Below are 23,523 nucleotides of genomic sequence, written 5' to 3' on the forward strand. Positions count from 1 at the left end.
CGCCGAATTCAGTTGAATATCCGCCAAAATGGAATAGATATCCGCCAAACCGTTTGAAAAAAGACGAACCCTTCCTAAAATAGGTATTATTAAATAGAAAAACCGGTCCAAAATCAGGACCGGTCCTTGTGTCTTTCTTCCAATGTACGTAATACTTCTTTGAATGGAAGGCCTTGCTCCACCAGCAATACCTGCAGGTGATAAAGAAGGTCGGCTGCTTCCCATTTCAGTTCTCCATGGTCGCGGTTTTTTGCTGCAATGATGACCTCGGCAGCTTCCTCACCGACCTTTTTCAAAATTTTATCGACACCTTTTTCAAAAAGGTAAGTGGTATACGCGCCTTCCGGACGCTCCCGTTCGCGGTCCAAAATGACCTTTTCAAGGGTTTGTAAAATTTGATAGTCCCCTAGGCTGGATTTGCGATCCGCAACCTCTTCCCCTGAAAAACAGCTGACCGCTCCTGTATGGCATGCTGGTCCTTTAGGATTCACAAGCACCAATAAGGCATCCTGATCACAATCGTACTTAATGTTGACGACAGACTGGGTGTTGCCGCTTGTTTCCCCCTTATGCCACAATTCCTGGCGGGAGCGGCTGTAGAACCAGGTTTCACCTGTTTCCAATGTTTTCGCAAGCGACTCTTTATTCATATAAGCAAGTGTCAAAACTTCTAATGTTTCTGCATCCTGAATAATAGCAGGGACTAATCCCTTTTCGTCAAATTTGATAGTGTCCGGATTCATCGGACCTTCACTTCCTTTTTTGAAATCGAACTTAGTTTTTTATAAAAAAAGATCCACAGGCCGGCGCTTTTAACGGACGGCCAGTCCCTTTTCGCGCAAATAGCTTTTAACTTCCTGCACTGAAGTTTCCTTGTAATGAAAAATGGATGCGGCAAGTGCGGCATCGGCTTTACCTTCCAAAAAGGCTTCAGCAAAGTGCTCCGCATTTCCGGCACCGCCTGAGGCAATCACCGGAATCGTAACGGCTTCACTGACCGCCTTCGTAAGAGAGAGGTCAAAACCGTTTTTCTCGCCATCGCTGTCCATGCTGGTCAGCAAAATTTCACCGGCTCCAAGCTCCGCTGCCTCCCTCACCCAATCAATTACCTTTTTGTCAGTGGGCTTGCGGCCGCCGTGTGTATAAACACGCCATGTTCCAAGCTCTGAATCATATTTTGCATCAATGGCTACAACGATACACTGGGATCCGAAAAAGTCGGCCCCTTCGCGAATAAGTTCCGGATTCTGGACCGCCGCAGTATTCAAAGAAACCTTATCTGCCCCGGCACGAAGAATTTTTTTCATATCTTCCAATGAATTGATGCCGCCGCCAACCGTAAAAGGAATGGCCAACTCGGAGGCAACCGCCTTAACGACCTCAACCATTGTTTTTCGTCCCTCAACCGAAGCCGAGATATCAAGAAACACAAGCTCGTCGGCCCCTTGCTCATCATAAATCCGCGCCAGTTCTACCGGATCGCCGGCGTCGCGCAGCTGGACAAATTGAATTCCCTTTACTACCCGCCCGTCCTTCACGTCCAAGCAGGGTATAATTCTTTTCGTTAAAGTCATGATTTCTCCCCCGCCCCTGTTTTAAAGCTGACCAATTGTTAAAGCTTCCTTTAAGGTAAATCTTTTTTCATAAAGGGCCTTGCCAACGATTGCTCCACCGATACCTTTTGCCGTGGATAGGGCCTGTAAATCCGCAAGGTTGCTCACTCCGCCTGAGGCAATGACGTTTTTGCCAGTAACTTCAGCCAGTTCACTGACAGCAACAATATTGGGTCCCGAAAGCATTCCGTCTGTGGCAATATCGGTAAAAATAAAGGTCTCAGCCCCTGCATCTGCGAAGCGCTTCCCAAGCTCGACCGCCTTCACTTCAGAAGTATCGAGCCAACCATGTGTAGCCACATAGCCATTTTTTGCATCGATTCCGACGGCAATCCGCCCGCCGAACTTTTTAATCATATCAATAGCGAACTCTGGATTGGAAACCGCAATACTTCCAATAATAACTCGGTCAACACTATTCTCTAAATAATGGGCAATATCAGCCTCGGAACGAATCCCGCCGCCGATTTGAATTTTCACATTAGCGAGCTGCTGAGCCGCCTCAATTACAAAACGGTCATTTACCCGCTTGCCATCCTTTGCCCCGTCTAGGTCGACCATATGGATCCATTCGGCACCATCAGCCGCGAAGGTCTGAGCCATGTCAAATGGAGAATCGCCGTAAACTGTTTCTTTGTCGTAATCGCCTTGCAGAAGGCGGACACATTTCCCGCCCCGCATGTCAATTGCGGGATAAATGGTGAAAGTCATCGTACTGCCTTCCTTTCAACTGCTATTTTAAAAAAATTATCAAGCAGGGCCATTCCAAGCCGGCTGCTTTTTTCGGGATGGAATTGCATTCCGAAAATGTTATCGCGGCCGACAACAGCGGAAACCTGTTCATGGTAATCCGCTTTGGCAATAAGAACCTCAGAGTTTTCCGCATTCACAAAATAAGAATGAACGAAGTAGACATAATCCTCTTCCAAATTGCTAGTAAGCGGCGAGGCATTCACGAACTTAAGCCGGTTCCAGCCCATGTGGGGAACCTTGTATGGTTCACCGTTCTCGGAGCGGCCAGGGAAACGGCGGACACTGCCCGGCAAGAGACCAAGACCTTCCGTAAAACCATTTTCCTCACTGTTTTCAAACAAAAGCTGCATGCCAAGGCAAATACCAAGTAACGGTTTTCCAGTGGCAGCAAATTCCTTGATTGTATTTGCAGGCAGACGCTCCATCGCATCACGAAAGGCACCAACCCCAGGCAAAATCAACGCATCAGCCTCAAGTAATTCACTATGATTGGCTGAAATGAAATAATCTGCCCCCAGACGTTCCAGCGCTTTGCTGACACTAAATAAATTCCCCATGCCATAATCTACAATACCGATCATATAAACATCCTTTCTGGTGCAGTGGCACGCGGTGCCTGTTACTCCCCGAATTTTCTAGTATCTACAGCATTCCTTTTGTAGATGGAACACCTTTGATGCGCGGGTCGATGGTTGTGGCTTCATCGAGTGCCCGGCCAAGTGCTTTAAAAACAGCCTCAATCATGTGGTGTGTATTTTTTCCATAATGGACGATTACATGGAGATTCATCCGGGCCTCCAGGGCTAGCTTCCAGAGAAACTCATGAACCAATTCGGTATCGAAGGTTCCTACCTTCTGGCCAGGGAATTCCGCACGCATTTCCAAATGCGGGCGATTGCTAAGATCGACCACTACCTGCGCCAATGCTTCATCCATCGGAACAAAAGCATTGCCATAACGTTTGATACCACGTTTGTCACCAAGGGCTTCACGAAGCGCCTGCCCCAGACAAATGCCGATATCCTCCGTAGTGTGATGGTCATCGACTTCAATATCACCATTTGCATCCACTGTTAAATTAAATTGTCCGTGTTTTGTAAACAAATCGAGCATGTGGCTTAAGAATGGTACCCCTGTTTCCAGGTTGGAACTTCCTTCGCCATCCACATCAAACGTCAGCTTTATATTCGTTTCATTTGTTTTTCTATCCACTCTTGCAACTCGTTCCACGAGCTCACCCCACTAGTTATCGTTTTTTAATCTCGCCTCAACGGCGCGAGCGTGGGCCTCAAGCCCTTCCATCCTGGCAAATGCAGCAATTTTTTCGCCGTTAGCCTTTAATGCTTTTTCACTATATATGATGACACTGGATTTCTTTTGAAAATCATCCACGTTGAGCGGGCTCGAAAAGCGTGCCGTTCCATTTGTCGGAAGCACATGATTCGGGCCGGCAAAGTAGTCGCCAACTGGTTCAGAACTGTATCGTCCGATAAAAATGGCTCCGGCATGACGAATTTTCCCTAACAGCTCCATTGCGTTTGCTGTCATCACTTCAAGGTGTTCTGGCGCTAGCTGGTTGACCGTTTCAACCGCCTCATCGATATTTTCCGTTACATAGATAGCTCCATAATCCGCAATTGATTGGGCGGCAATTTCTCTTCGTGGCAGCACAGCAAGCTGCTTTTCAACCTCTGTTGCAACCGCTTCGGCCAACTCCAATGACGGTGTTACCAATACACTGCAGGCCCGCGGGTCGTGCTCCGCCTGGGATAACAGGTCAGCTGCCACCTCGTCTGCCCTGGCTGTTTCGTCTGCTAAAATAGCAATCTCACTTGGGCCGGCAATCATATCGATGTCGACATCGCCGAATACTTCGCGTTTAGCAAGCGCAACGTAAATATTTCCCGGACCGGTGATTTTATCTACGGCTTGAATGGTTTCCGTACCGTACGCTAACGCCGCCACGGCCTGGGCTCCGCCAGCCTTGTAGATTTCTACGACACCGGCTTCTTTTGCTGAGACAAGTACCGCTGCAGGAAGTTTCCCATCCGCATCCGGCGGGGAAACCATGACAATCCTTTTCACACCGGCAACCTTTGCTGGAACCACGTTCATCAGCACCGATGAAGGGTAAGCAGCCGTTCCGCCCGGCACATATACGCCGACTGAATCAAGCGGGGTAATTTTTTGACCAAGAATTGTGCCATTTTCCTCCGTCGTCATCCAGGAAGGACGAAGCTGTTTTTCGTGGTATGTACGGATATTTTCCGCTGCCTCACGAACGATGGAAATAAATTGCTCATCAACCTTCATGTAGGCTTCTTCAATTTCCTCTTCTGTTACGGAAAAAGAAGATAACATTACACGGTCAAATTTCTCTGTATATTCACTTAATGCCTCGTCCCCACGGCTGCGGACATCGGCGATGATTCCTTTGACAACCGCCTGCTGCTCGGAGGTCCCTGCTTCAATTGATCTTTTTATCGAAATTAGATCCTGCACTCTTTGTATTTTCATTTATTAACCCCCCACAACTTCATGAAGACGTGCGACTAGGTCGTCAATTTGCGCATCTTTAATTCTGTAGCTGACTGGATTTACAACGAGTCTTGACGTAATATCAACAATTTTTTCGTATTCCACAAGCCCGTTTTCCTTTAGGGTCCGGCCGGTAGAGACAATGTCAACAATTCTGTCAGATAACCCGATGATCGGGGCGAGTTCGATGGAGCCATTCAATTTAATGATTTCGACTTGTTCCCCCTGCTCGCGGAAATAGGCCTCTGCAACGTTTGGATATTTCGTCGCCACTCTTGGTGCCACATCGTTCATTTTAGTATCAGGAAGCCCTGCAACTGCCAAATAGCAATAGCTGATTTTTAAATCAAGGAGCTCATAGACATCACGCTCTTCCTCGAGCAAAACGTCTTTGCCAGCAATTCCGACATCTGCTACACCATGCTCAACATAGGTCGCCACGTCCATCGGCTTTGCCAGAATGAAGCGCAGGTTTTCCTCGGCAACATCGATGATGAGTTTACGGGAATCATCAAATTCCGGCGGAAGTTTATAGCCTGCTTTCCGCAGCAATTCCGCCGCTTCTTCAAAAATTCGGCCCTTTGGCATGGCAATTGTCAATACATTGTTCATCGCTGTCCACCTCCGATTAAAAAGGTCGTATCGGCGAATTTTTTAGTAAAAGCATCTATGTCTTTAACGCCTGTAATATCCTGAAGCACTGTTCTGGTTCCTTCCTCATGCAGTTTCCGAGCAAGTTCGAAGGCTTCCTTCCGCCGTTCCTGACTGAACAAAATGCAATGCCCAGTAGTTTCCGTTTGGCCGCCTCCCATTGCCTCGAGCAGCATATCAAGCCGGACCGCAAACCCTGTTGCAGTTGCATTTTTCCCAAACTTCTCAAGTAAGCTGTAGCGGCCGCCGTTGCCAATCGGAAAGCCGACATTCCCGGCATAAACCTCAAATAAAATGCCAGAATAGTAGCTCATATGACTGACGATTGAAAAATCAAACTTCACATGCTCTTCGACACCATAATCCTTAATGACATCCCACAGCTCTTGTAATTCTGTGATCGCCTGCTTGCCTTTGTCATTTTCAATAACGTCCAAGGCAAATTCGATTACCTCTTCGCCACCCCTTAGTTGAAGCAGCTTCAATAGCCTTTGTTTATCAATCGAAGAGAGGTTGAACGACTGTACGCTTTCGCGATAGCCGACATAATTTTTTTCATATAAAAACTTCCTTAGTGCTGTCGCCCTGCCGTTGGTGCCAAGAATCTGCATGAACAGTTCCTGGGAAAACCCGACATGTCCGATTGAGACTTGAAATTCTGACAAGCCTGCTTTTTTTAAAGAAGAAATTAATAAAGCGATCGTCTCACCGTCGCAGGAGACAGTATTGTCATTCAAGTATTCGACACCAATCTGCTCAAATTCAGCGGGCCGTCCGCCCTCGCGCTGCTGGGCCCGGTATACATTTGCCGAGTACGCCAATCTAACCGGCAGGTCCTCATTTAATAACTTGGAAGCCGCCACGCGTGCAATCGGAGTTGTCATTTCAGGACGTAAAACGAGGGTATGCCCCTCTTTATCAAGCAATTTAAAAAGCTGTGCATCGAGAATCGCCGATGCCGCACCAACGGTTTCATAGTATTCAAGAGTCGGGGTTTCAATAAATTGATAGCCCCAAAGCTTCATCGTATCCGCAATTGAGGAACGTACTTGATGCTTTTTTTCATATAATTCTGGGAGCGTATCCCGCATCCCTAAAGGCTTTTCAAACATAAACAAGCGGCTCATCTTTCCCATCCTTTTCGAACGCTTTAGTCTGCTAATGTATTAGAGAATTAAAGTTAATTATATGTAGTTTAAACCTTGTCGTGGTTTTCGTCAATGAAAAAACATTGAATATAAAGACTTTTTGTGGGATTTCTGGCTGAGGGTATTGGCTGATTCGCCAAATCTTATGTATTATTCGCCTGATTCCGGATTTTATACACCAAAAAGGTTGCTTTCAAAAGATCAGACTGGCAACTATCCGCCAATTTTAGAGTGTTATCCGCCAAACCTTGTCCAATATCCGCCAAACTAGGAAACGTATCTGCGAACTTTATCTAAAAATCCGCTGAAGCCCTATAAATATCCGCCAAACCACAAAAACCACTATCAAAAAAAAGCCTGGTCAAACACTCCAGACCAGACTTCCATTTCAATTATTCTTTTTTCCCATAAATCGGATCATCGGCCCAGCGATCGGCCTGCTGCTCTTTTGTATAAATGACCTGCATTGGGTTGCCCCCGACAAAATAGCCGGGAGGAACATCCTTATGTACCATCGTACCCGCTGAGACAATGGCCCCGTCGCCGATCGTCACCCCGGGCATGATAAGCGAGTTAGCGCCGACCATCACTTCGTCTCCAATGATAACATCACCCAAGCGGTATTCCTTTATCAAATACTCATGGGCGAGGATCGTCGTATTAAAACCGATGACCGTATTGCGGCCGACGCTAATTTTTTCCGGGAACATGATATCCGGCATAACCATCAGCGCGAACGAAGTCTTTTCCCCTACCTTCATACCGAGAAAAGTTCGATACAGCCAGTTTTTCACACTCATAAAAGGTGTATAGCGCGCCAATTGAATAATAATAAAATTTTTGGCAACCTTCCAGAAAGACACCGTTTTGTAAACCTGCCAAAGGGAGTTCGCGCCCTTGACAGGGTAGCGGACCGTTTTCCTCATACTTCTCACTCTCCGAGGATTTTTTATTTATCAAGGATTTTTAATAAATCCGGCATTTCCTCTAAGATGTAATCTGGATTTTGCTCGGCAATGTGATTGCGGCCTTTAGCCGACCAAGCGACACCTGCCGTCAATACCCCAGCATTTTTTCCGCCTAAAATATCGTGGAGATTGTCGCCAACCATCATCGCTTCAGATGGGGACGAACCAAGCTGTTCCAATGCTTTAAAAATTGGTTCTGGATCAGGCTTGACCTTGGTGACATGATCCAAAGCAATGACCGTTTCAAAAAACGAATCCATCTTCGTCAAGCGCAGCCCCATCATCGCCACATCAAGACGTTTAGTCGTAACGATCGCAAGCTTATAGCCCTTTTCCTTTAAAGCTTGAATTGTTTCAAATACACCAGGGAATTCTTTCACAAAGGAATCATGATTTGCAACATTAAATGCCCGGTACTCAGCAATCATATCGTCTACCTGCTCGGGGTCTACGGTGCTAAACGCCTCACTAAGGGTTGGACCCATGAACGGCAAAACATGCTCGCGCTGATACTTGCCGGGATAAAATTTTTCCAATGTATGCAAATACGATGAGATAATTAATTCATTTGTATCAATCAAAGTTCCATCTAAATCAAATAGGATTGTAGTAATTTTCACTATGCAGCTTCCTTTCTTAGTAGACCTGACCGCCGCCAAATGGTGCCGACGATTAAGGTTAAGATAATCGCTACCCCCAGCCGGATCAAGAACAACGGCCAAACTGGGATGCCTAACGGTACAAAAATTAATGTATCCTCGACAACTGCATGACAGGCGACGAGAAAAATAAATGCTAAGGTCACGTCTTTATGGCTGACTCCGTCCTCTTTAACGGCTTGAATCATGACGCCTGCACCGTACGCCAGCCCGAACAAGAGACCTGCAGCCATGGTCGTGGAGGTATTCTCCTGCATGCCAAGCGATTTGGTAACAGGAGCCATCGTTTTCGAAAACTTTTTCAACCAGTTAATATCCTTCAAAATCTGAATGACCACCATAAGCGGAATAACAATCATCGCGAGTTGCAGGATCCCGAGGCCCGCTTTTTCAATCGCTTGTAAAAAGATTCCCCCGAGGCTTGATGGATGCCCTGTTTGTGCTTCGATTAAGCCGTACTTGGCTGGGGTGCTGCCGCCATGCCAGACAAGATTAATCACCGCAGCAGAAACAATCGCCAATCCCAGCCTTGTTGTCAGGACGACCCAAAGTTTGACGCCAGCCTTCATCGCAACACCGGATTCGATAAATAAGTTGTGTGAAAAGGATAGCATAACGGCTAAAATAAACACTTCTTTTACGGAAAAATCGAGTGTCAAAATGGCTCCGATTGCCGCATAAAGGTTCAGGAAATTGCCAAGAACAAGCGGAATGGCGGCATCTCCAGAGAGTCCCAAAAGCTTCATCAGCGGGGAAATCAGCTTGATGATCCACGGCAATACTGGTGTATACTGCAGCACGGCGACGATCAGCGTAACTGGAAAAATGATTTTCCCCAATGTCCAAGTTGTCTTTAACCCAGACAGGAGTCCGTTTTTAATCGAGTTGAACAGCATTTCCCCAAAACTCCCTTTTATGTTTTTACATGTGGTTTCATTTTATCTAATAATTTTTAGAACCTAGTTTGTCTGCTCCAAATACCTTGTTTCCGACAGCTGTTTTTTCCGGCGGTAAATTAAAATGATAATCGCACCAACGATTAGCGCAATCGAAATGGTTTGTGCCATGCGCAGGCTGCCTAGCATTAGGCTATCTGTACGAAGACCTTCGACGAAGAAGCGGCCGATGGAGTACCAGATCACATACGTTAAGAACAATTCCCCGCGGCGGAAATTAACGCGGCGAAGAAGCATTAACAGAATAAAACCGGCGAAGTCCCAAAGCGATTCGTATAAAAATGTTGGATGATAATAAGCACCGTTAATGTACATTTGGTTAATAATGAATTCCGGCAAATGCAGGTTTTCAAGGAAGGTGCGGGTAACCTCCCCGCCGTGGGCTTCCTGGTTCATGAAATTGCCCCAGCGGCCGATAGCCTGCCCGAGGATGATGCTCGGCGCAGCAATGTCGGCAATTTTCCAAAAGGAAATCCCCCGTTTTTTTGAAAAAATGTATGCCGTCAGGACGGAACCAATCAAGGCGCCGTGAATAGCAATTCCACCGTTCCAAATTTGCGGAATGTCTGCCAGGTGGTTTTTGTAATAGCCCCATTCAAAAATAACATAATAAATGCGGGCAGAAATGATGGCAATCGGAATCGCCCAAAGCATTAAATCGGCAAACGTATCCTTCGGCAGACCGCGGCGGTTTCCTTCACGAATTGCCAGGTACAAGGCAAGAGCAAGGCCGGAGCCTATGATAATCCCATACCAATGCACCTGGATGGGACCAAGCGAAAAGGCGATAGGGTTTAGCGGCTGAATATTTTCGTTCATCTAATTCTCCTCTTCCTATTAAAACTGTTCATGTGGTTCATTAGTTCCGCCACGAATTCCTTCCCTTTACATCTCTTCATGCTCGACATCTTCGATAACGTCGGACAGGCGGTCGGTAAATTGCTGAGCGGCATTGACACCCATACGTTTAAGGCGGTAGTTCATGGCTGCCACTTCAATGATGACGGCAATGTTCCGTCCTGGACGGACCGGTACGGTCAGCTTCGTTACCTCAGTATCGATGATTTTCATTTTCTCTTCATCCAAGCCAAGGCGGTCATATTGCTTCTTGGCATCCCAGATTTCCAGGTTGATGACAAGCGTAATCCGTTTGTTGCTGCGGACTGCCCCAGCACCGAACAGCGTCATCACGTTGATGATGCCTAGGCCGCGGATCTCCAATAAATGCTCAATTAATTCCGGTGACGTTCCCACCAGTGTGTCCTGGTCCTCCTGACGGATTTCCACGCAGTCATCGGCAACGAGACGGTGTCCGCGCTTAACAAGCTCCAGCGCTGTTTCACTCTTACCGACGCCGCTTTTTCCGGTAATTAACACACCAATGCCGTAAACGTCCACCAATACCCCATGCACAGCCGTGGTAGGCGCCAGTTTACTTTCCAAATAATTGGTCAGACGGCTTGAGAATCGGGTCGTCTTTAAAGTGGTTCTGAGAACCGGTACAGATTCCCGCTCTGCTGCTTCAATTAACACAGGAGGAACCTCCAAGCCTCTCGTCACAATAATAGCCGGTGTGATATCTGTGCATAGCCGCTCCATTCTGGAAGCTTTATCTCTTTCAGGAAGCTCTTCGAAAAAAGATAACTCTGTCATTCCTAAAAGCTGAATGCGTTCTGCCGGGTAATATTCAAAGTAACCGGCCATTTCAATTCCAGGCCGGGAAATATCACTCATCGTAATCGGGCGATTAATACCCTCTTCTCCGCAAATCAATTCAAGCTGAAATTTTTCTAACACATCTTTTGTACGGACCTTAGGCAAGGAAGCTACCTCCTTCAAATTTCCACTCATTTCAAAACAAACTACATCAAAAAATCAATTTGCTCCTATTTTAACATTTTTTTTATCTAAACCATACTTTAGTTGTTTAAATGTGTAACGTGTCACCATACAAAAATACCCGCCCCCAGTTTGGGGCGGGTATTTCGTTTATTTTTTCCTTGAAGATCTGTCTGAGTCCATAATCGTTTTTTGAAGGATAATATTGATGAGCGACATGAGCAAGGAGAAAAAGAGGGCCATGCCAAAACCGGAGATTTCGAATGCATCCCCCATTAAATAGTCTGTCAGCTCAAGCGTCATCGCATTAATCACGAACAGGAACAACCCCATTGTCAGGACCGTCACCGGAAGAGTGAACAGGATCAGCAATGGACGTACTAGTATATTTAAGATGGACAAAAGGATGCTGGCCTGCAGCGCAGCCCAAAATCCTGTCAGATATAAGCTATCGTGAAAATAACCGGCAAACGCCATGAACAATACTGCATTGATCAAACATCCTATCAGCCATCTCATGTAACCAAACTCCTATTACAAAAAATTAATAAAGCTTGTTCATTAAAATATATTTGCAAAGTCCCTAATTATTCAAACGATTTTTGCAATGAAATCGAACCCGATTTAGAGTCCGCGTATATTTTTAACATTTTATCAGGGTGGTTGACGGATTGGAAGCGAAGCGATTTTTGAATCATTTCACTCTTTTCCTCTAAAATCTGCACGCCGACAAGCTTTAGATTAAAGCCGCCCAGATTGGTCTTAAGCTCGCCATTTACCGGCAGGCTCTCGGGAATATACAAATCAATTGGGCCTGACGTTGTTTTGGCATGAATCCATTCGCAACGGTCACCACTTAAGTTCACGCTGACATGCCCATTAAAGGATTGGGCCTCCGCCTTTTTAAAATCACCGTCAAGCTTTATCGCACCATTTATCGTCTCGGCCTCGAGCTCATCAAAGCGGCTGTTCTTGACCTTGATTTTCCCGTTCGCTGTTTCTATCTCTGCTTTTGTGCCTGAGAGCTGTTCCAGCTTAATTTTCCCATTTGCAGTTTTTACACGCAGATCATTTACATTAATATCACCGCCGGAAATGGAGCCATTAAAGATCCGCACCCGTACCTTATCATACTGCGTTTTGGGCACGAACATCACGGCATCCACCTTCATCCATTTTTGCTGGGTTAAAAAGCTCAGCTTTTCGGACTCCACTGTAAACGTAACATCCCTTAAAAAGTTTTGGCGGGCCTGATCCTGATTGTCAACGCGATAAACCTTTGCCTGACACTCCACCCGAACATCCGGCTGATCCCAAGCAACTAGTTTCACAGAGCCATTCGCAAGGTCAATATCCATGTCCTTGAGTTCTACATTGCCATGGTGAAAAATATGCGAAATTTCATAGGAATGGCCAAAATTCAGGTCCAAATCAATCTCTTTTATTTTTTTCAAAGCAGTATCGACAAATTCAAAAATCTTTTCCTTTGTCGATTGATACTTAGCAAAAACAGGATCTTCCTTTTTCGCCTCCTCAAAGTGAACGGCCGATGATAACTCATTTAGGATTTGCGCCTGCTTTTGCTCCATCGCAGCTTGAGCCTTCTCCAATTCTTCGAGCAAGGTTAAGGCTTCCTCAACTGACAGCTTACCCTCTTCGACCATTTTTAAAATTCGCGTACGTTCCTCTTTCATGGTTTCCACCCTCTAAGGTTTAATATTTTTCCTCATAAAATCCTATTCAGCCATCAAGACCTTTACGCCTTTTATCACGTTCCAAATGATTACAACGACCCATATGATCGCAAGGACAATAAGGCTAACAATAAATATTATCGGAATTTGGTCTTGGAAATTGGCCATATCTATGATAAAAGCAACCACAGCCAAGGGAGTCAAAACGACGGGCAGCAAGTGTGACAGTAACGACTTCTTTGCATGCCCCTTGGTGACCTCATCCCCCGATGCAAAATAAACAACCAACGGAAAAAGAAATCCTGCGAAAAAAATGCTGAAATAACACAGACTTGAGAGAACTTTTCTCGATTCCATTTTCTCCACCACCCCTTATCCTTTATTTACGGATTGGGCCGGGAAAGGTTTCGAAATTTTGAAGTCGGTGCTTTTTATACGCTCAAGGTAGTATGGGATAGGGGTCTCGGGATTATCCGCCAGATATTGGGAGTTATCCGCTGAATTCCCGATTATATCCGCCAAAATTTTGGGTATATCCGCCGAACTGTGCATCATATCCGCCTATTTCCTGCCGTTATCCGCCGAACACCAATTCCGGAGTCAGCAGCATCCATTAATCGGTAATTTCCCAGACAAAAAAGAGCCGGCCCCACTTCAGAAGCGGTTCCGGCTCTTCTTAGACCTTATCTATGCATTGATCGCACTTTTATCTTCAATTTCCTGTTTCATTCTTAATCGGTCGCGCTCAAGGATTGGCTTGAGGTATTTTCCAGTGTACGATTCTGGAACTTCAGCAACCTTTTCTGGGGTTCCCGTAGCGACAATCGTACCGCCTTTGTCGCCGCCCTCTGGTCCAAGGTCGATCAGGTAATCGGCGGTTTTGATAACATCCAGGTTATGCTCAATGACCAACACGGTGTCGCCATTTTCGACTAGCCGCTGCAGCACCACAAGCAAACGTGAAATATCATCTACATGGAGGCCGGTTGTCGGCTCATCCAAGATATAGAACGAACGGCCATTGGAGCGGCGGTGCAGCTCGGAGGCAAGCTTGACGCGCTGCGCTTCCCCTCCCGACATCGTCGTTGCCGGCTGGCCAAGCGTCATGTAACCTAGTCCCACATCATAAATCGTCTGGAGCTTGCGGCTGATTTTTGGAATGTTTTCAAAAAATTTCACTGCGTCCTCAACGGTCATATCGAGAACTTCAGAAATATTTTTGCCTTTATATTTTACCTCGAGCGTTTCACGGTTGTAGCGTTTACCGTGGCAAACCTCGCAAGGAACATACACATCAGGTAAAAAGTGCATTTCGATTTTAATAATCCCATCACCGCGGCAGGCCTCACAGCGGCCGCCTTTTACGTTAAAGCTGAAGCGGCCCTTTTTGTATCCGCGGACTTTGGATTCATTTGTGGCAGCATACACATCACGAATGTCATCAAACACACCGGTGTAAGTTGCCGGATTTGAGCGCGGCGTCCGACCGATTGGTGACTGGTCGATATCAATGACCTTTTCTAAATGTTCTATACCCTTAATACTCTTGTGTTGGCCTGGCTTCGTTTTTGCGCGATTAAGCTTCTGTGCCAGTGCCTTATGAAGGATTTCATTCACAAGCGTACTTTTTCCGGAACCGGAAACGCCCGTTACGGCGATAAATTGCCCTAATGGAATCTTCACGTTGACATTTTTTAAGTTGTTTTCGGCCGCCCCTTTGATTTCAACATAGCGGCCATCCGGCTTGCGGCGTTCAAGCGGCAGTGGAATAAACTTTTTCCCGGACAAATACTGGCCTGTCAGCGAGTTCGGGTCGGCCATCACCTCTGCCGGCGTCCCAGCGGAAACGACTTCACCTCCGTGCACCCCCGCACCCGGACCAATATCAATCAAGTAATCCGCCGCCATCATCGTATCCTCATCATGCTCAACGACAATCAGCGTGTTGCCGATATCACGCATATTTTGCAGCGTCCCAATTAACCGGTCATTGTCGCGCTGGTGAAGGCCGATAGACGGTTCATCCAGGATATAGAGCACGCCGGTCAGCCGGGAACCAATTTGCGTCGCTAAGCGGATCCGCTGAGCCTCTCCACCTGAAAGGGTTCCTGCCTGCCTGCTTAAATTCAGATAATCAAGGCCAACATTGATGAGGAAGCCTATGCGCTCGTCTATTTCTCGTAAAATCAATCTAGAAATCTGCTCTTCTTTTTCGGAAAGCTGTAGGCTCGAGAAAAAGGCCTTCGCTTCATCAATGGCAAGTTCGGTTATTTGTGAGATATGACGGCCGTTGATTAAAACAGCCAGTGCTTCTTTCTTCAAACGGTAGCCTTTACAGGTTGGGCATGGCTGATGGCCCATGTATTTTTCCATTTGCTCGCGGATGAAATCAGAGCTTGTCTCCTTGTAGCGGCGCTCGACATTGCTAATGACACCTTCAAATTGGATATAGCCCTCACGGAGCTGCCCAAAATCGTTCTCGTAGCGGAAGTAAATTTTTTCCGAACCTGAGCCATAGAGAATTTTTTCAAGCTGGTGTTCCGGAAGGTCCTTTACAGGAATATCCATTTCAATACCATAATGATTGCAGACTGCTTCCAGCAGCTGCGGGTAATATTGTGAGCTTGTTGGTTCCCATGGAGCAATGGCATGCTGCTTCAAGGTCAAATCTTTATTTGGAATCACCAAATCGAGATCAACCTCAAGCTTTGAGCCCAAGCCATCACATTGCGGGCAGGCTCCGAACGGACTGTTAAATGAGAACATCCGCGGTTCCAGTTCCCCAATCGAAAATCCGCATTGAGGGCATGAGTGGTTTTCACTGAACAGAAGCTCTTCCTCGCCAATGACATCAACGATTACCTTTCCTTCGCCAAGACCCAAGGCGGTTTCAATGGAGTCGGCCGCACGAGCGGCGATACCTTCTTTAATGACAATCCGGTCAACAACCACTTCAATCGAATGCTTTTTATTTTTATCAAGCTCAATTTCGTCGCTCAGGTCGAGCATTTCCCCGTCAACTCGGACACGGACAAAGCCTTGCTTTTTAATGTCTTCAAATACCTTAACATGCTGTCCTTTACGCCCTGAAATCACTGGAGCGAGGATTTGCATTTTCGTGCGTTCTGGATATTCGAGAACACGGTCGACCATCTGCTCAATGGTTTGTGAGGAGATTTCAATATGGTGAATCGGACAGGTTGGATGTCCGACTCTGGCAAATAACAATCTTAAATAATCGTAGATTTCGGTCACCGTTCCGACCGTTGAGCGCGGATTCCGGCTAGTTGTTTTTTGATCGATTGAAATTGCCGGAGACAAACCTTCGATCATGTCCACATCGGGCTTATCCATTTGTCCGAGAAACTGCCTTGCGTAGGCCGAGAGTGATTCCACATAGCGGCGCTGACCTTCTGCATAAATCGTATCAAACGCAAGCGAGGACTTTCCTGACCCGGAAAGTCCTGTCAATACAACAAGCTTATCTCTCGGAATGGTGACATCGACATTTTTTAAATTGTGGGTTCTGGCACCTTTCACAATTAATTTTTCCATTGCCATGCATTACGTCATCCTTCCGTTTATAAAAGCGGTGTTTTGTTACCCTTCCGCCTTTAATTCCAAAATTAAATCACGAAGCTCTGCGGCACGCTCAAAATCAAGCGCTTTGGCGGCAGCCTTCATTTCTTTTTCCATATCGCCAATCAGTTTGTCTCGTTCCTTCTTCGTCATCTTGCCAAATGCTGCAGTCGGTTTGTAATCTTCCTGTTCTTCCGCCGCATGGGTAGCGCGGATGACATCACGGATATCCTTCTGAATAGTCTTAGGCGTAATGCCATGCTTTTTATTGTACTCCTCTTGTATAGCACGGCGGCGCTTCGTCTCGCTGATGGCCAATTCCATTGAATTGGTCATTCGGTCCGCATACATGATGACATGACCGTTTGCATTCCGGGCCGCCCGGCCAATCGTCTGAATCAAGGAACGTTCCGAACGGAGGAAGCCTTCCTTGTCGGCATCAAGAATGGTAACCAAAGAAACCTCTGGAATATCGAGACCTTCCCGGAGCAGGTTAATTCCGACCAGAACATCGTATTTGCCAAGACGAAGCTCACGAATAATCTCAATCCGCTCAAGCGTTTTGATCTCAGAGTGCAAATACTGGACCTTGATGCCAATTTCCTTCAGATAATCCGTTAAGTCTTCGGACATTTTTTTCGTTAAAGTTGTGACCAGAACGCGTTCGTTTCGTTTAACGCGATCCTGAATTTCGCCAATCAGGTCATCAATTTGCCCATGGATTGGACGGACATCGATGGTTGGATCTAGTAGTCCAGTTGGGCGAATGATTTGCTCTATCATTTCTGGTGTATGCTCTTGCTCATAAGGTCCCGGTGTCGCTGAAACGAAGACGATGTTGTGGATATGTTTTTCAAACTCGTCAAACGTGAGCGGCCGGTTATCCAACGCAGATGGAAGGCGGAAACCATGTTCCACCAGAACTTCCTTCCGCGCCTTGTCGCCATTGAACATTCCCCTGATTTGCGGCAAAGTTACATGCGACTCGTCAATCACTATGAGGAAGTCTTCTGGAAAATAATCTATTAATGTATATGGTGTCGAGCCTGCCGGTCTGAGGGTCAGATGGCGCGAGTAGTTCTCGATTCCGGAACAAAAGCCCATTTCGCGCATCATTTCTAAGTCATAGCGGGTGCGCTGTTCCAGCCGCTGTGCCTCTAGCAGCTTATTGTTTTCACGCATTATGGTAAGCCGTTCTTCAAGCTCTTTTTCAATATTCTCGATGGCTATTCGCATCTTCTCTTCCCTGGTAACGAAGTGGGATGCTGGGAAAATTGCCACATGATCGCGTTCACCGATGATTTCACCGGTCAGGGCGTCAACCTCGCGGATCCTGTCAATTTCATCCCCGAAAAATTCAACCCGCATACAGTGTTCATCGCGGGAAACCGGGAAAATCTCGACCACATCGCCACGTACACGGAACGTCCCGCGCTTAAAATCGATATCATTTCGTTCATATTGGATATCAACCAGACGATGAAGCAGCTGATTGCGCTCAATTTCCATGCCAGTGCGGAGGGAAACCACCATCTCCCGGTATTCCTCCGGCGAACCGAGGCCGTAAATACAGGATACGCTGGCGATGATGATGACGTCCTTGCGTTCGAACAAAGAAGAAGTCGCGGAGTGCCGCAGTTTATCAATCTCATCGTTGATGCTGGCATCTTTTTCAATAAACGTATCTGTCTGCGGAACGTACGCTTCCGGCTGATAGTAATCGTAATAGCTGACAAAATACTCTACTGCATTGTTTGGAAAAAACTCCTTGAACTCGCTGTAAAGCTGGCCGGCTAATGTTTTATTGTGGGCGATAACAAGGGTTGGTTTATTAATTTCCTTTATCACATTTGAAATGGTAAAAGTCTTCCCCGTACCTGTTGCACCAAGAAGCGTCTGGTACTTCTTATTGTTTCGGATGCCTTCGACTAGTTCTTTAATGGCACCCGGCTGGTCGCCTTGTGGGGAATACTTTGAAACTAACTCAAATTGGTCCTTCACACGGTTTCCCTCCCTTTTTAGAAAACTACCGTTAACACTTTCTTGAGGCAGCTAGAAAGTGTATCCTCCTAAATTGCATATTAACATTTTAACACATTTACCCAAAATCAAACCAGAAATATGCGAACTAATATTCGTTTTTTATGTATTTCCCTCTTTGTCCATGGAAAATACTCTTTCTGGTAAAAATAAGAGGTCTATTTTTACCGATGGCACCCTCTTTTAAACTAAAAAAAAGCCTGCCAATTAAGGCAGACTATTATCCATCAATTTTTCTAACGGTTTTGGGCTTCATTTTCGCGGCGAGCCAGAAACCGGCGGTCAGCGAAAAGGCGTCAATGACAATCAGGACAAACGTATTGGTATACCCCTTGTATACAGAAGCTGCGATAAGCGCCACCGTCAGGACAAGTCCAATCACCCGATTGTATGTAACCCTTGTAAAAAATAACACTAATAAACCTGGCATGATAAGCGCCGATAAATGGCGAATAACCTCTACCAATGGGATCCCCCACCTCTTCATTCTGTTAATTTATTTTAAAAATTCATAAAGAAAATTGCAACAAAAATAGTCCCGAAGCGGGGCACCCTGAAGTGCTTCTTATTTTTCCAGTACAAAACTGTTAGATTTAGAATTAGTAAAAATACTTACGACGACAAATCCGGCCAGGGAAATCAGGATTGGCAGCACCACCGTATGCACGCCGAGGGGATTAGGATAAAATCGGTCAAAGATAATGTAGGAACTCATCCCCAAAATCATCGATGTGATTGCCCCATATTTATTCCCCTTGCTCCAATACAAGCCTAAAATAACCGGCCAAATAAACACGGACTCCAAGCCGCCAAACGAAAATAGATTGAGCCAAATGATTAAATCCGGCGGACTCAACGCGAGCAAAATGACCAGGATGCCAATAATCGCTGTTACGCTGAAACTTACCTTTTTAATTTGCTGGTCGCTGGCGGTCGGTTTAATATAATTTAGATAAACATCCTTCACCAATGCCGAGCTGACCAAAATCAACAGGGCATCAACTGTTGACATGATGGCCGCCATCGGAGCCGCCAGCACGATACCCGCAACAAACGGCGGGAGCACTTTCATAGAGAGCAGCGGCATAACGGTATCGCCGATTTTAACACCTGGTAGCACTGGCCTTGCGAAAACGCCAATGAGGTGCATGCCAAGCATGATAAAGCCGACCACAACTGTTCCAATGATAATGGCATTATGCATTGCCTTTGAGTTTTTATAGGACATGGCCCGAACCGCAATCTGCGGCAGGCCGACGACGCCGATCCCAACTAAAATCCAAAACGAGGAAACATACGCCGGCGTTAAAGTGCGTTCGGCACCAAATGGGCTGATTAAGTTAGGATTTTCTGCCGCCAAATCGGAGATTATCCTTGGGATTCCCCCGCCTGCCTTAATAGTGGCAATAAGAAGAATTAAAGTTCCCATGAACATGACGACGCCTTGAATCGTATCCGTCAGAGCAACAGCCCGGAACCCCCCCACAATAACAAAAACAAGGACTGAAAAAGCAAAGATTAATAATGCAACCGTATATGGCAGTCCAGTTAACGACTCCACCAACCTAGCTCCGCCAATCCATTGAGCCGTCATCGATGAGAATAGAAAAATGATAATACTGGCCGCTGATAAAAGAACGACCGTCTTGCTACGATAACGATTTTTCAAAAAATCAATCAAGGTAATGGCTTTATACCGGCGGGAAATAATCGCAAATTTCTTGCCCAAGACCATCAAGGTGAAATAACCGGTCGCCAGCTGGGCCATCGCCAGCAGTACCCAGCCCAGACCTTGTGTATAGGCAACACCCGGCCCGCCGATAAAGCTTGAAGCGCTGCCATAGGTGGCCACCATCGTCATCGCGAGAATGAAGCCGCCCATCTGACGTTCGCCTAAAAAATATTCCTCCAAAAACGAATTGGATTTGAGGACAAATTTATTCGACCAGAAGCCGACAGCAAAAATGATGAATAAAAAAATAATTAATGGCGTAATGACTGCCCAGTTCACTCGGCATTCCTCTCTTCCTCTTCAAACGGTACATCTTTAAATAGAAATTTCACGGTCAGGCTGACAAGAATGATCATTACGATAAATCCGGCGATGCAGCTATAGAAAAACCAGGCCGGCAAGCCGAATATGTATGAGTAATCTTCTACCTTTTTGGAACCCAAACCGTAAGCAAACCCGTACCACCATACAAAATTGATTACAACCAGAACCACGCCGATTAACGCTTCCCGGTGGGCAATCTTAAACCGCTTGTCCAGTGGGTTATCTCGCTTCTTCACAAAAACCCTCCTAATCATCACTTTAACGCATTGCCAAGCGGTGCCTGACCTCCAATGCTTTAAAGCGTTAATTCTTCCCTATGATACGGGATATAATTCCAATTTCCTATTTTAACGAATAATGAATATTTTACCAAACCTAATCACTTGAAAAAATAGGAGAAAATTCCCGCTTTATGTTGAAGAATGCTTATCAAACAATGAAGCATGTTTCCGATTTTTAGGATAATTTAACTATTTTTAACATTTAATATTTTAAATATTTACAATTTTCTGTACCAATTTTATTATTAAAATAGATTCTATTTTCTTAGGGAGGCTAAGTTTTTTTAGTAACCCTGTAGGGGGAATGGTACATAACGTAGTTTTTTTGAAACAAATAGTGAAAACGGTTACAAATATTGTCTAGGAGGGGCTTTATGAAAAGAAGAAAACTTTTTTCTACTACACTGGCACTATCTTTAGGGCTAGGAATGCTGAACGTGGCCGCAGTACCTGCCGGAAAAGCCGCAGGGCCGGTAGCAAAAGTATCGGCACAGGGGTCAACGGTTGACCTGGGGATTGCTAATGATGAGAGATTAATAGAAATGCTGAAGCGCCAAGGGAAAATTGCTAAAAATGCAAGCCCTGCAGAGGCGGAAAAGGCATTACAACAATATCTAAAAGCAAAAGGCAAAGCTTTCAAGACAAAAGACCAGCTCCCTGCCGGACTTGGCACAGTTAAAGAAAGTACCGAGCCAAAATCGAACGGACTTAAAAATGGAAACGGCAATAAATTGGGACAGGCTAACAAAAATACAGTGGATTCAGTACAAAAAGAGAATTATGCTGGTGAAGTACGCCATGATAAAGTCCTGGTTTTAGCTATAGATTTTCCAGATTACGCGAAAAGCTCCATCACAAAAGATGAAACGGATATGTGGTATGAGGATTATACCCACGACCATTTCCAAAATATGATTTTTGGTAAAGACGGCTATGAAGGGCCTAATGGAGAGAAGCTTGTTTCTATGAAACAGTATTATGAACAGCAATCAGGTGGCAGCTATACGGTTGATGGAACTGTTGCCGGATGGTATACGGCTGACCATCCTGCTTCGTATTATGGCGGGAACTATCCGGACGAAAACGGAAGCGATATTCGTCCTCGTACTCTAATATATGAAGCACTTAAAAAAGCTGGAGCGGATCCAAATATTGACTTAAGTGAGTATGATGTATGGGACCGCGATGATTATGATGGTGATGGCGTCTATAACGAGCCGGACGGGATTATCGACCATTTAATGGTCCTTCATGCTGGTGTTGGTGAAGAAGCTGGCGGAGGTTCTTTAGGCGGCGATGCAATTTGGTCTCACCGTTCGAATCTAGGAGGCCTAGTTGCGGTTCCGGGCGGAACATCTAATAGCGATCGTTTTGGCGGTCTCCTTGGTGCTTACGATTACACCATAGAGCCTGAAGACGGCGCTGCCGGAGTATTCGCCCACGAATTCGGCCATGACTTAGGTCTTCCTGATGAGTACGACACGGTATATAGTGGTGCTGGCGAAGCTATTGCTTACTGGTCGATTATGGCAAGCGGCAGCTGGGCAGGAGACATTCCGGGTACTGAACCCTCTGGCTTTAGTCCGTTCGCTAAAGAAATGCTGCAGAACTTGCACGGTGGTAACTGGTTATCCGGAACCACACTTAAGGCTGATTCCATTACAAAAGAAGGTACTACGGTTCTTCTTGATGAAGGTGTAACAAAAGGTACCAATAATGATGCTGTTAGGATTGATTTACCTAAAAAGGTAACTACCTTGAACACTCCAAAAGAAGGAAAATATGAATATTATGGCGGCAAAGGCGATGAAGTTGACCATAAGATGATAACCACAGTAGATTTAACGGGTAAAGCGAGCGCAACCCTGGATTTCGATGCTTGGTACAACATTGAAAAAGATTGGGATTATGCGATGGTGCAGGTATCAACCAATGGTGGAAAGACATGGAAGTCCCTATCATCCGGCCTAACTAGCACAACTCTTGACCCTAACGGTTATCCGGCAATTAAAGAAAACCTGCCAGGCTATACCGGGTCAAGTAATGGATGGGTGCATGAGACCATTGATTTGAGCGAATTTGCTGGAAAGGAAATTAAACTACAATTCCGTTCAATGACTGACTGGGCTACTAATTTAGATGGGTTCTTCGTTGACAACGTGAAAGTGACATCCAATGGTACACAATTGTTATTTGATGGTGCGGAAGAAGAGTCCCTTAAGTTTACACTTGATGGCTTCGTGAAACATGATGGGAAATTTACTTCTAATCACTATTATCTATTGGAGTGGCGCTCCCATAACGGTGTCGATGCCGGATTAGCCCACCTTCGCCGCGGCGCAAGCTTGATGAGCTATGACCCTGGTTTGGTTGTCTGGTACGTTGACGAATCCCAGGATAATAACTGGACTGGCGTTCACCCTGGGGACGGTTTCCTTGGTGTAGTGGATGCTGACCAGCATGCTCTATCCTGGAGCGATAAAACTGTCAGCTCCTCTCGTTACCAATTACATGACGCTGCATTTGGCCTAAGCAAAACTGAAAAAATGTTCTTGAATTATCCATCGCAATTTACGTTGACCGACAACTTCACTCAGCGGAATCCGCTTTTTGATGACAAGTCTGACTACAGCAACCCTGGCCTAGTTGATGCAGGCCGTAACGTACCAAACTACGGATTAAAATTCCGTGTAGTTGGGGAAAGCGCTGATGGCACAGTTGGAAAGGTATTAATCTTTAAATAGGAAA

General features: G+C 45.8%; 22 protein-coding genes. 1 reads left to right on the top strand and 21 read right to left on the bottom strand.

Annotated elements, in window-relative coordinates; translation table 11 throughout:
* Nucleotides 1-113: 113 nt before the first annotated feature.
* The 21 genes from hisIE to ACFPA1_RS11945 all read right to left on the bottom strand — a co-directional run bounded on the left by hisIE (nt 114) and on the right by ACFPA1_RS11945 (nt 20,730).
* Nucleotides 114-743 (bottom strand): bifunctional phosphoribosyl-AMP cyclohydrolase/phosphoribosyl-ATP diphosphatase HisIE, encoded by a 630-nt coding sequence (gene hisIE, locus ACFPA1_RS11845; protein ID WP_378583073.1) that lies wholly within the window; start codon nt 741-743, stop codon nt 114-116.
* Nucleotides 744-812: 69 nt separating this feature from the next.
* Nucleotides 813-1,574, bottom strand: a complete 762-nt coding sequence (hisF, locus tag ACFPA1_RS11850) for an imidazole glycerol phosphate synthase subunit HisF (protein ID WP_213144213.1) — start codon at nt 1,572-1,574, stop codon at nt 813-815.
* Nucleotides 1,575-1,595: 21 nt separating this feature from the next.
* Nucleotides 1,596-2,324, bottom strand: coding sequence for a 1-(5-phosphoribosyl)-5-[(5-phosphoribosylamino)methylideneamino]imidazole-4-carboxamide isomerase (hisA, locus tag ACFPA1_RS11855; protein ID WP_378583078.1), 729 nt, complete (start codon nt 2,322-2,324; stop codon nt 1,596-1,598).
* A complete protein-coding gene (gene hisH, locus ACFPA1_RS11860; RefSeq protein WP_378583081.1) occupies nt 2,321-2,947 on the bottom strand; it encodes an imidazole glycerol phosphate synthase subunit HisH in 627 nt (208 codons plus the stop codon). Before hisH ends, hisA begins: the two co-directional genes overlap by 4 nt.
* Nucleotides 2,948-3,008: 61 nt before the next feature.
* On the bottom strand, nt 3,009-3,596 hold the full coding sequence (gene hisB, locus ACFPA1_RS11865; protein ID WP_213117719.1) for an imidazoleglycerol-phosphate dehydratase HisB: 588 nt from the start codon (nt 3,594-3,596) through the stop codon (nt 3,009-3,011).
* Between the two features lie 12 nt (nt 3,597-3,608).
* Entirely contained in the window at nt 3,609-4,883 is a 1,275-nt protein-coding gene (gene hisD / locus ACFPA1_RS11870; RefSeq protein WP_378583084.1) for a histidinol dehydrogenase, read from the bottom strand.
* Nucleotides 4,884-4,886: 3 nt separating this feature from the next.
* Complete coding sequence (gene hisG, locus ACFPA1_RS11875) at nt 4,887-5,516, bottom strand: ATP phosphoribosyltransferase (RefSeq protein WP_213144209.1); 630 nt, start codon at nt 5,514-5,516, stop codon at nt 4,887-4,889.
* Nucleotides 5,513-6,682 carry an ATP phosphoribosyltransferase regulatory subunit gene (locus ACFPA1_RS11880; protein WP_213144208.1) on the bottom strand — a complete coding sequence of 390 codons (1,170 nt, stop codon included), beginning with the start codon at nt 6,680-6,682 and terminating at the stop codon, nt 5,513-5,515. Before ACFPA1_RS11880 ends, hisG begins: the two co-directional genes overlap by 4 nt.
* Before the next feature lie 413 nt (nt 6,683-7,095).
* On the bottom strand, nt 7,096-7,629 hold the full coding sequence (locus ACFPA1_RS11885) for an acyltransferase (protein ID WP_378583087.1): 534 nt from the start codon (nt 7,627-7,629) through the stop codon (nt 7,096-7,098).
* Nucleotides 7,630-7,652: 23 nt separating this feature from the next.
* On the bottom strand, nt 7,653-8,291 hold the full coding sequence (gene ppaX / locus ACFPA1_RS11890; RefSeq protein ID WP_378583090.1) for a pyrophosphatase PpaX: 639 nt from the start codon (nt 8,289-8,291) through the stop codon (nt 7,653-7,655).
* On the bottom strand, nt 8,291-9,226 hold the full coding sequence (locus ACFPA1_RS11895; RefSeq protein ID WP_378583092.1) for a nucleoside recognition domain-containing protein: 936 nt from the start codon (nt 9,224-9,226) through the stop codon (nt 8,291-8,293). Before ACFPA1_RS11895 ends, ppaX begins: the two co-directional genes overlap by 1 nt.
* 63 nt (nt 9,227-9,289) lie before the next feature.
* On the bottom strand, nt 9,290-10,105 hold the full coding sequence (gene lgt / locus ACFPA1_RS11900; RefSeq protein WP_213144204.1) for a prolipoprotein diacylglyceryl transferase: 816 nt from the start codon (nt 10,103-10,105) through the stop codon (nt 9,290-9,292).
* A 66-nt stretch (nt 10,106-10,171) separates the two neighbouring features.
* Entirely contained in the window at nt 10,172-11,107 is a 936-nt protein-coding gene (hprK, locus tag ACFPA1_RS11905) for an HPr(Ser) kinase/phosphatase (protein ID WP_213144203.1), read from the bottom strand.
* Nucleotides 11,108-11,275: 168 nt separating this feature from the next.
* Nucleotides 11,276-11,644 carry a phage holin family protein gene (locus ACFPA1_RS11910; protein WP_213144202.1) on the bottom strand — a complete coding sequence of 123 codons (369 nt, stop codon included), beginning with the start codon at nt 11,642-11,644 and terminating at the stop codon, nt 11,276-11,278.
* A gap of 68 nt (nt 11,645-11,712) precedes the next feature.
* Nucleotides 11,713-12,819 (bottom strand): DUF4097 family beta strand repeat-containing protein, encoded by a 1,107-nt coding sequence (locus ACFPA1_RS11915; protein WP_378583097.1) that lies wholly within the window; start codon nt 12,817-12,819, stop codon nt 11,713-11,715.
* A gap of 42 nt (nt 12,820-12,861) precedes the next feature.
* Nucleotides 12,862-13,176: a DUF4870 domain-containing protein gene (locus ACFPA1_RS11920; RefSeq protein WP_378583099.1), complete on the bottom strand. Its 315-nt coding sequence runs from the start codon at nt 13,174-13,176 to the stop codon at nt 12,862-12,864.
* A gap of 330 nt (nt 13,177-13,506) precedes the next feature.
* Nucleotides 13,507-16,380, bottom strand: coding sequence for an excinuclease ABC subunit UvrA (gene uvrA, locus ACFPA1_RS11925; RefSeq protein ID WP_213144200.1), 2,874 nt, complete (start codon nt 16,378-16,380; stop codon nt 13,507-13,509).
* 39 nt (nt 16,381-16,419) lie between these two features.
* Nucleotides 16,420-18,399 carry an excinuclease ABC subunit UvrB gene (gene uvrB, locus ACFPA1_RS11930; protein ID WP_378583102.1) on the bottom strand — a complete coding sequence of 660 codons (1,980 nt, stop codon included), beginning with the start codon at nt 18,397-18,399 and terminating at the stop codon, nt 16,420-16,422.
* 259 nt (nt 18,400-18,658) lie between these two features.
* On the bottom strand, nt 18,659-18,904 hold the full coding sequence (locus ACFPA1_RS11935) for a CsbA family protein (protein WP_261363790.1): 246 nt from the start codon (nt 18,902-18,904) through the stop codon (nt 18,659-18,661).
* Nucleotides 18,905-19,003: 99 nt separating this feature from the next.
* Complete coding sequence (gene panF / locus ACFPA1_RS11940; protein WP_378583105.1) at nt 19,004-20,449, bottom strand: sodium/pantothenate symporter; 1,446 nt, start codon at nt 20,447-20,449, stop codon at nt 19,004-19,006.
* The gene (locus ACFPA1_RS11945) at nt 20,446-20,730 is read right to left on the bottom strand and encodes a YhdT family protein (protein WP_378583107.1); all 285 of its coding nucleotides are present in this window, start codon (nt 20,728-20,730) and stop codon (nt 20,446-20,448) included. The genes panF and ACFPA1_RS11945 overlap by 4 nt, the downstream gene beginning before the upstream one ends.
* Before the next feature lie 419 nt (nt 20,731-21,149).
* On the opposite strand from ACFPA1_RS11945, the gene ACFPA1_RS11950 reads away from it, so the two are divergent.
* The gene (locus ACFPA1_RS11950) at nt 21,150-23,519 is read left to right on the top strand and encodes an immune inhibitor A domain-containing protein (RefSeq protein WP_378583110.1); all 2,370 of its coding nucleotides are present in this window, start codon (nt 21,150-21,152) and stop codon (nt 23,517-23,519) included.
* The last annotated feature ends 4 nt before the right edge of the window (nt 23,520-23,523 follow it).

The sequence above is a fragment of the Neobacillus sp. GCM10023253 genome, assembly GCF_042653105.1.
Taxonomy (GTDB): Bacteria; Bacillota; Bacilli; order Bacillales; family Cytobacillaceae; genus Neobacillus; species Neobacillus citreus.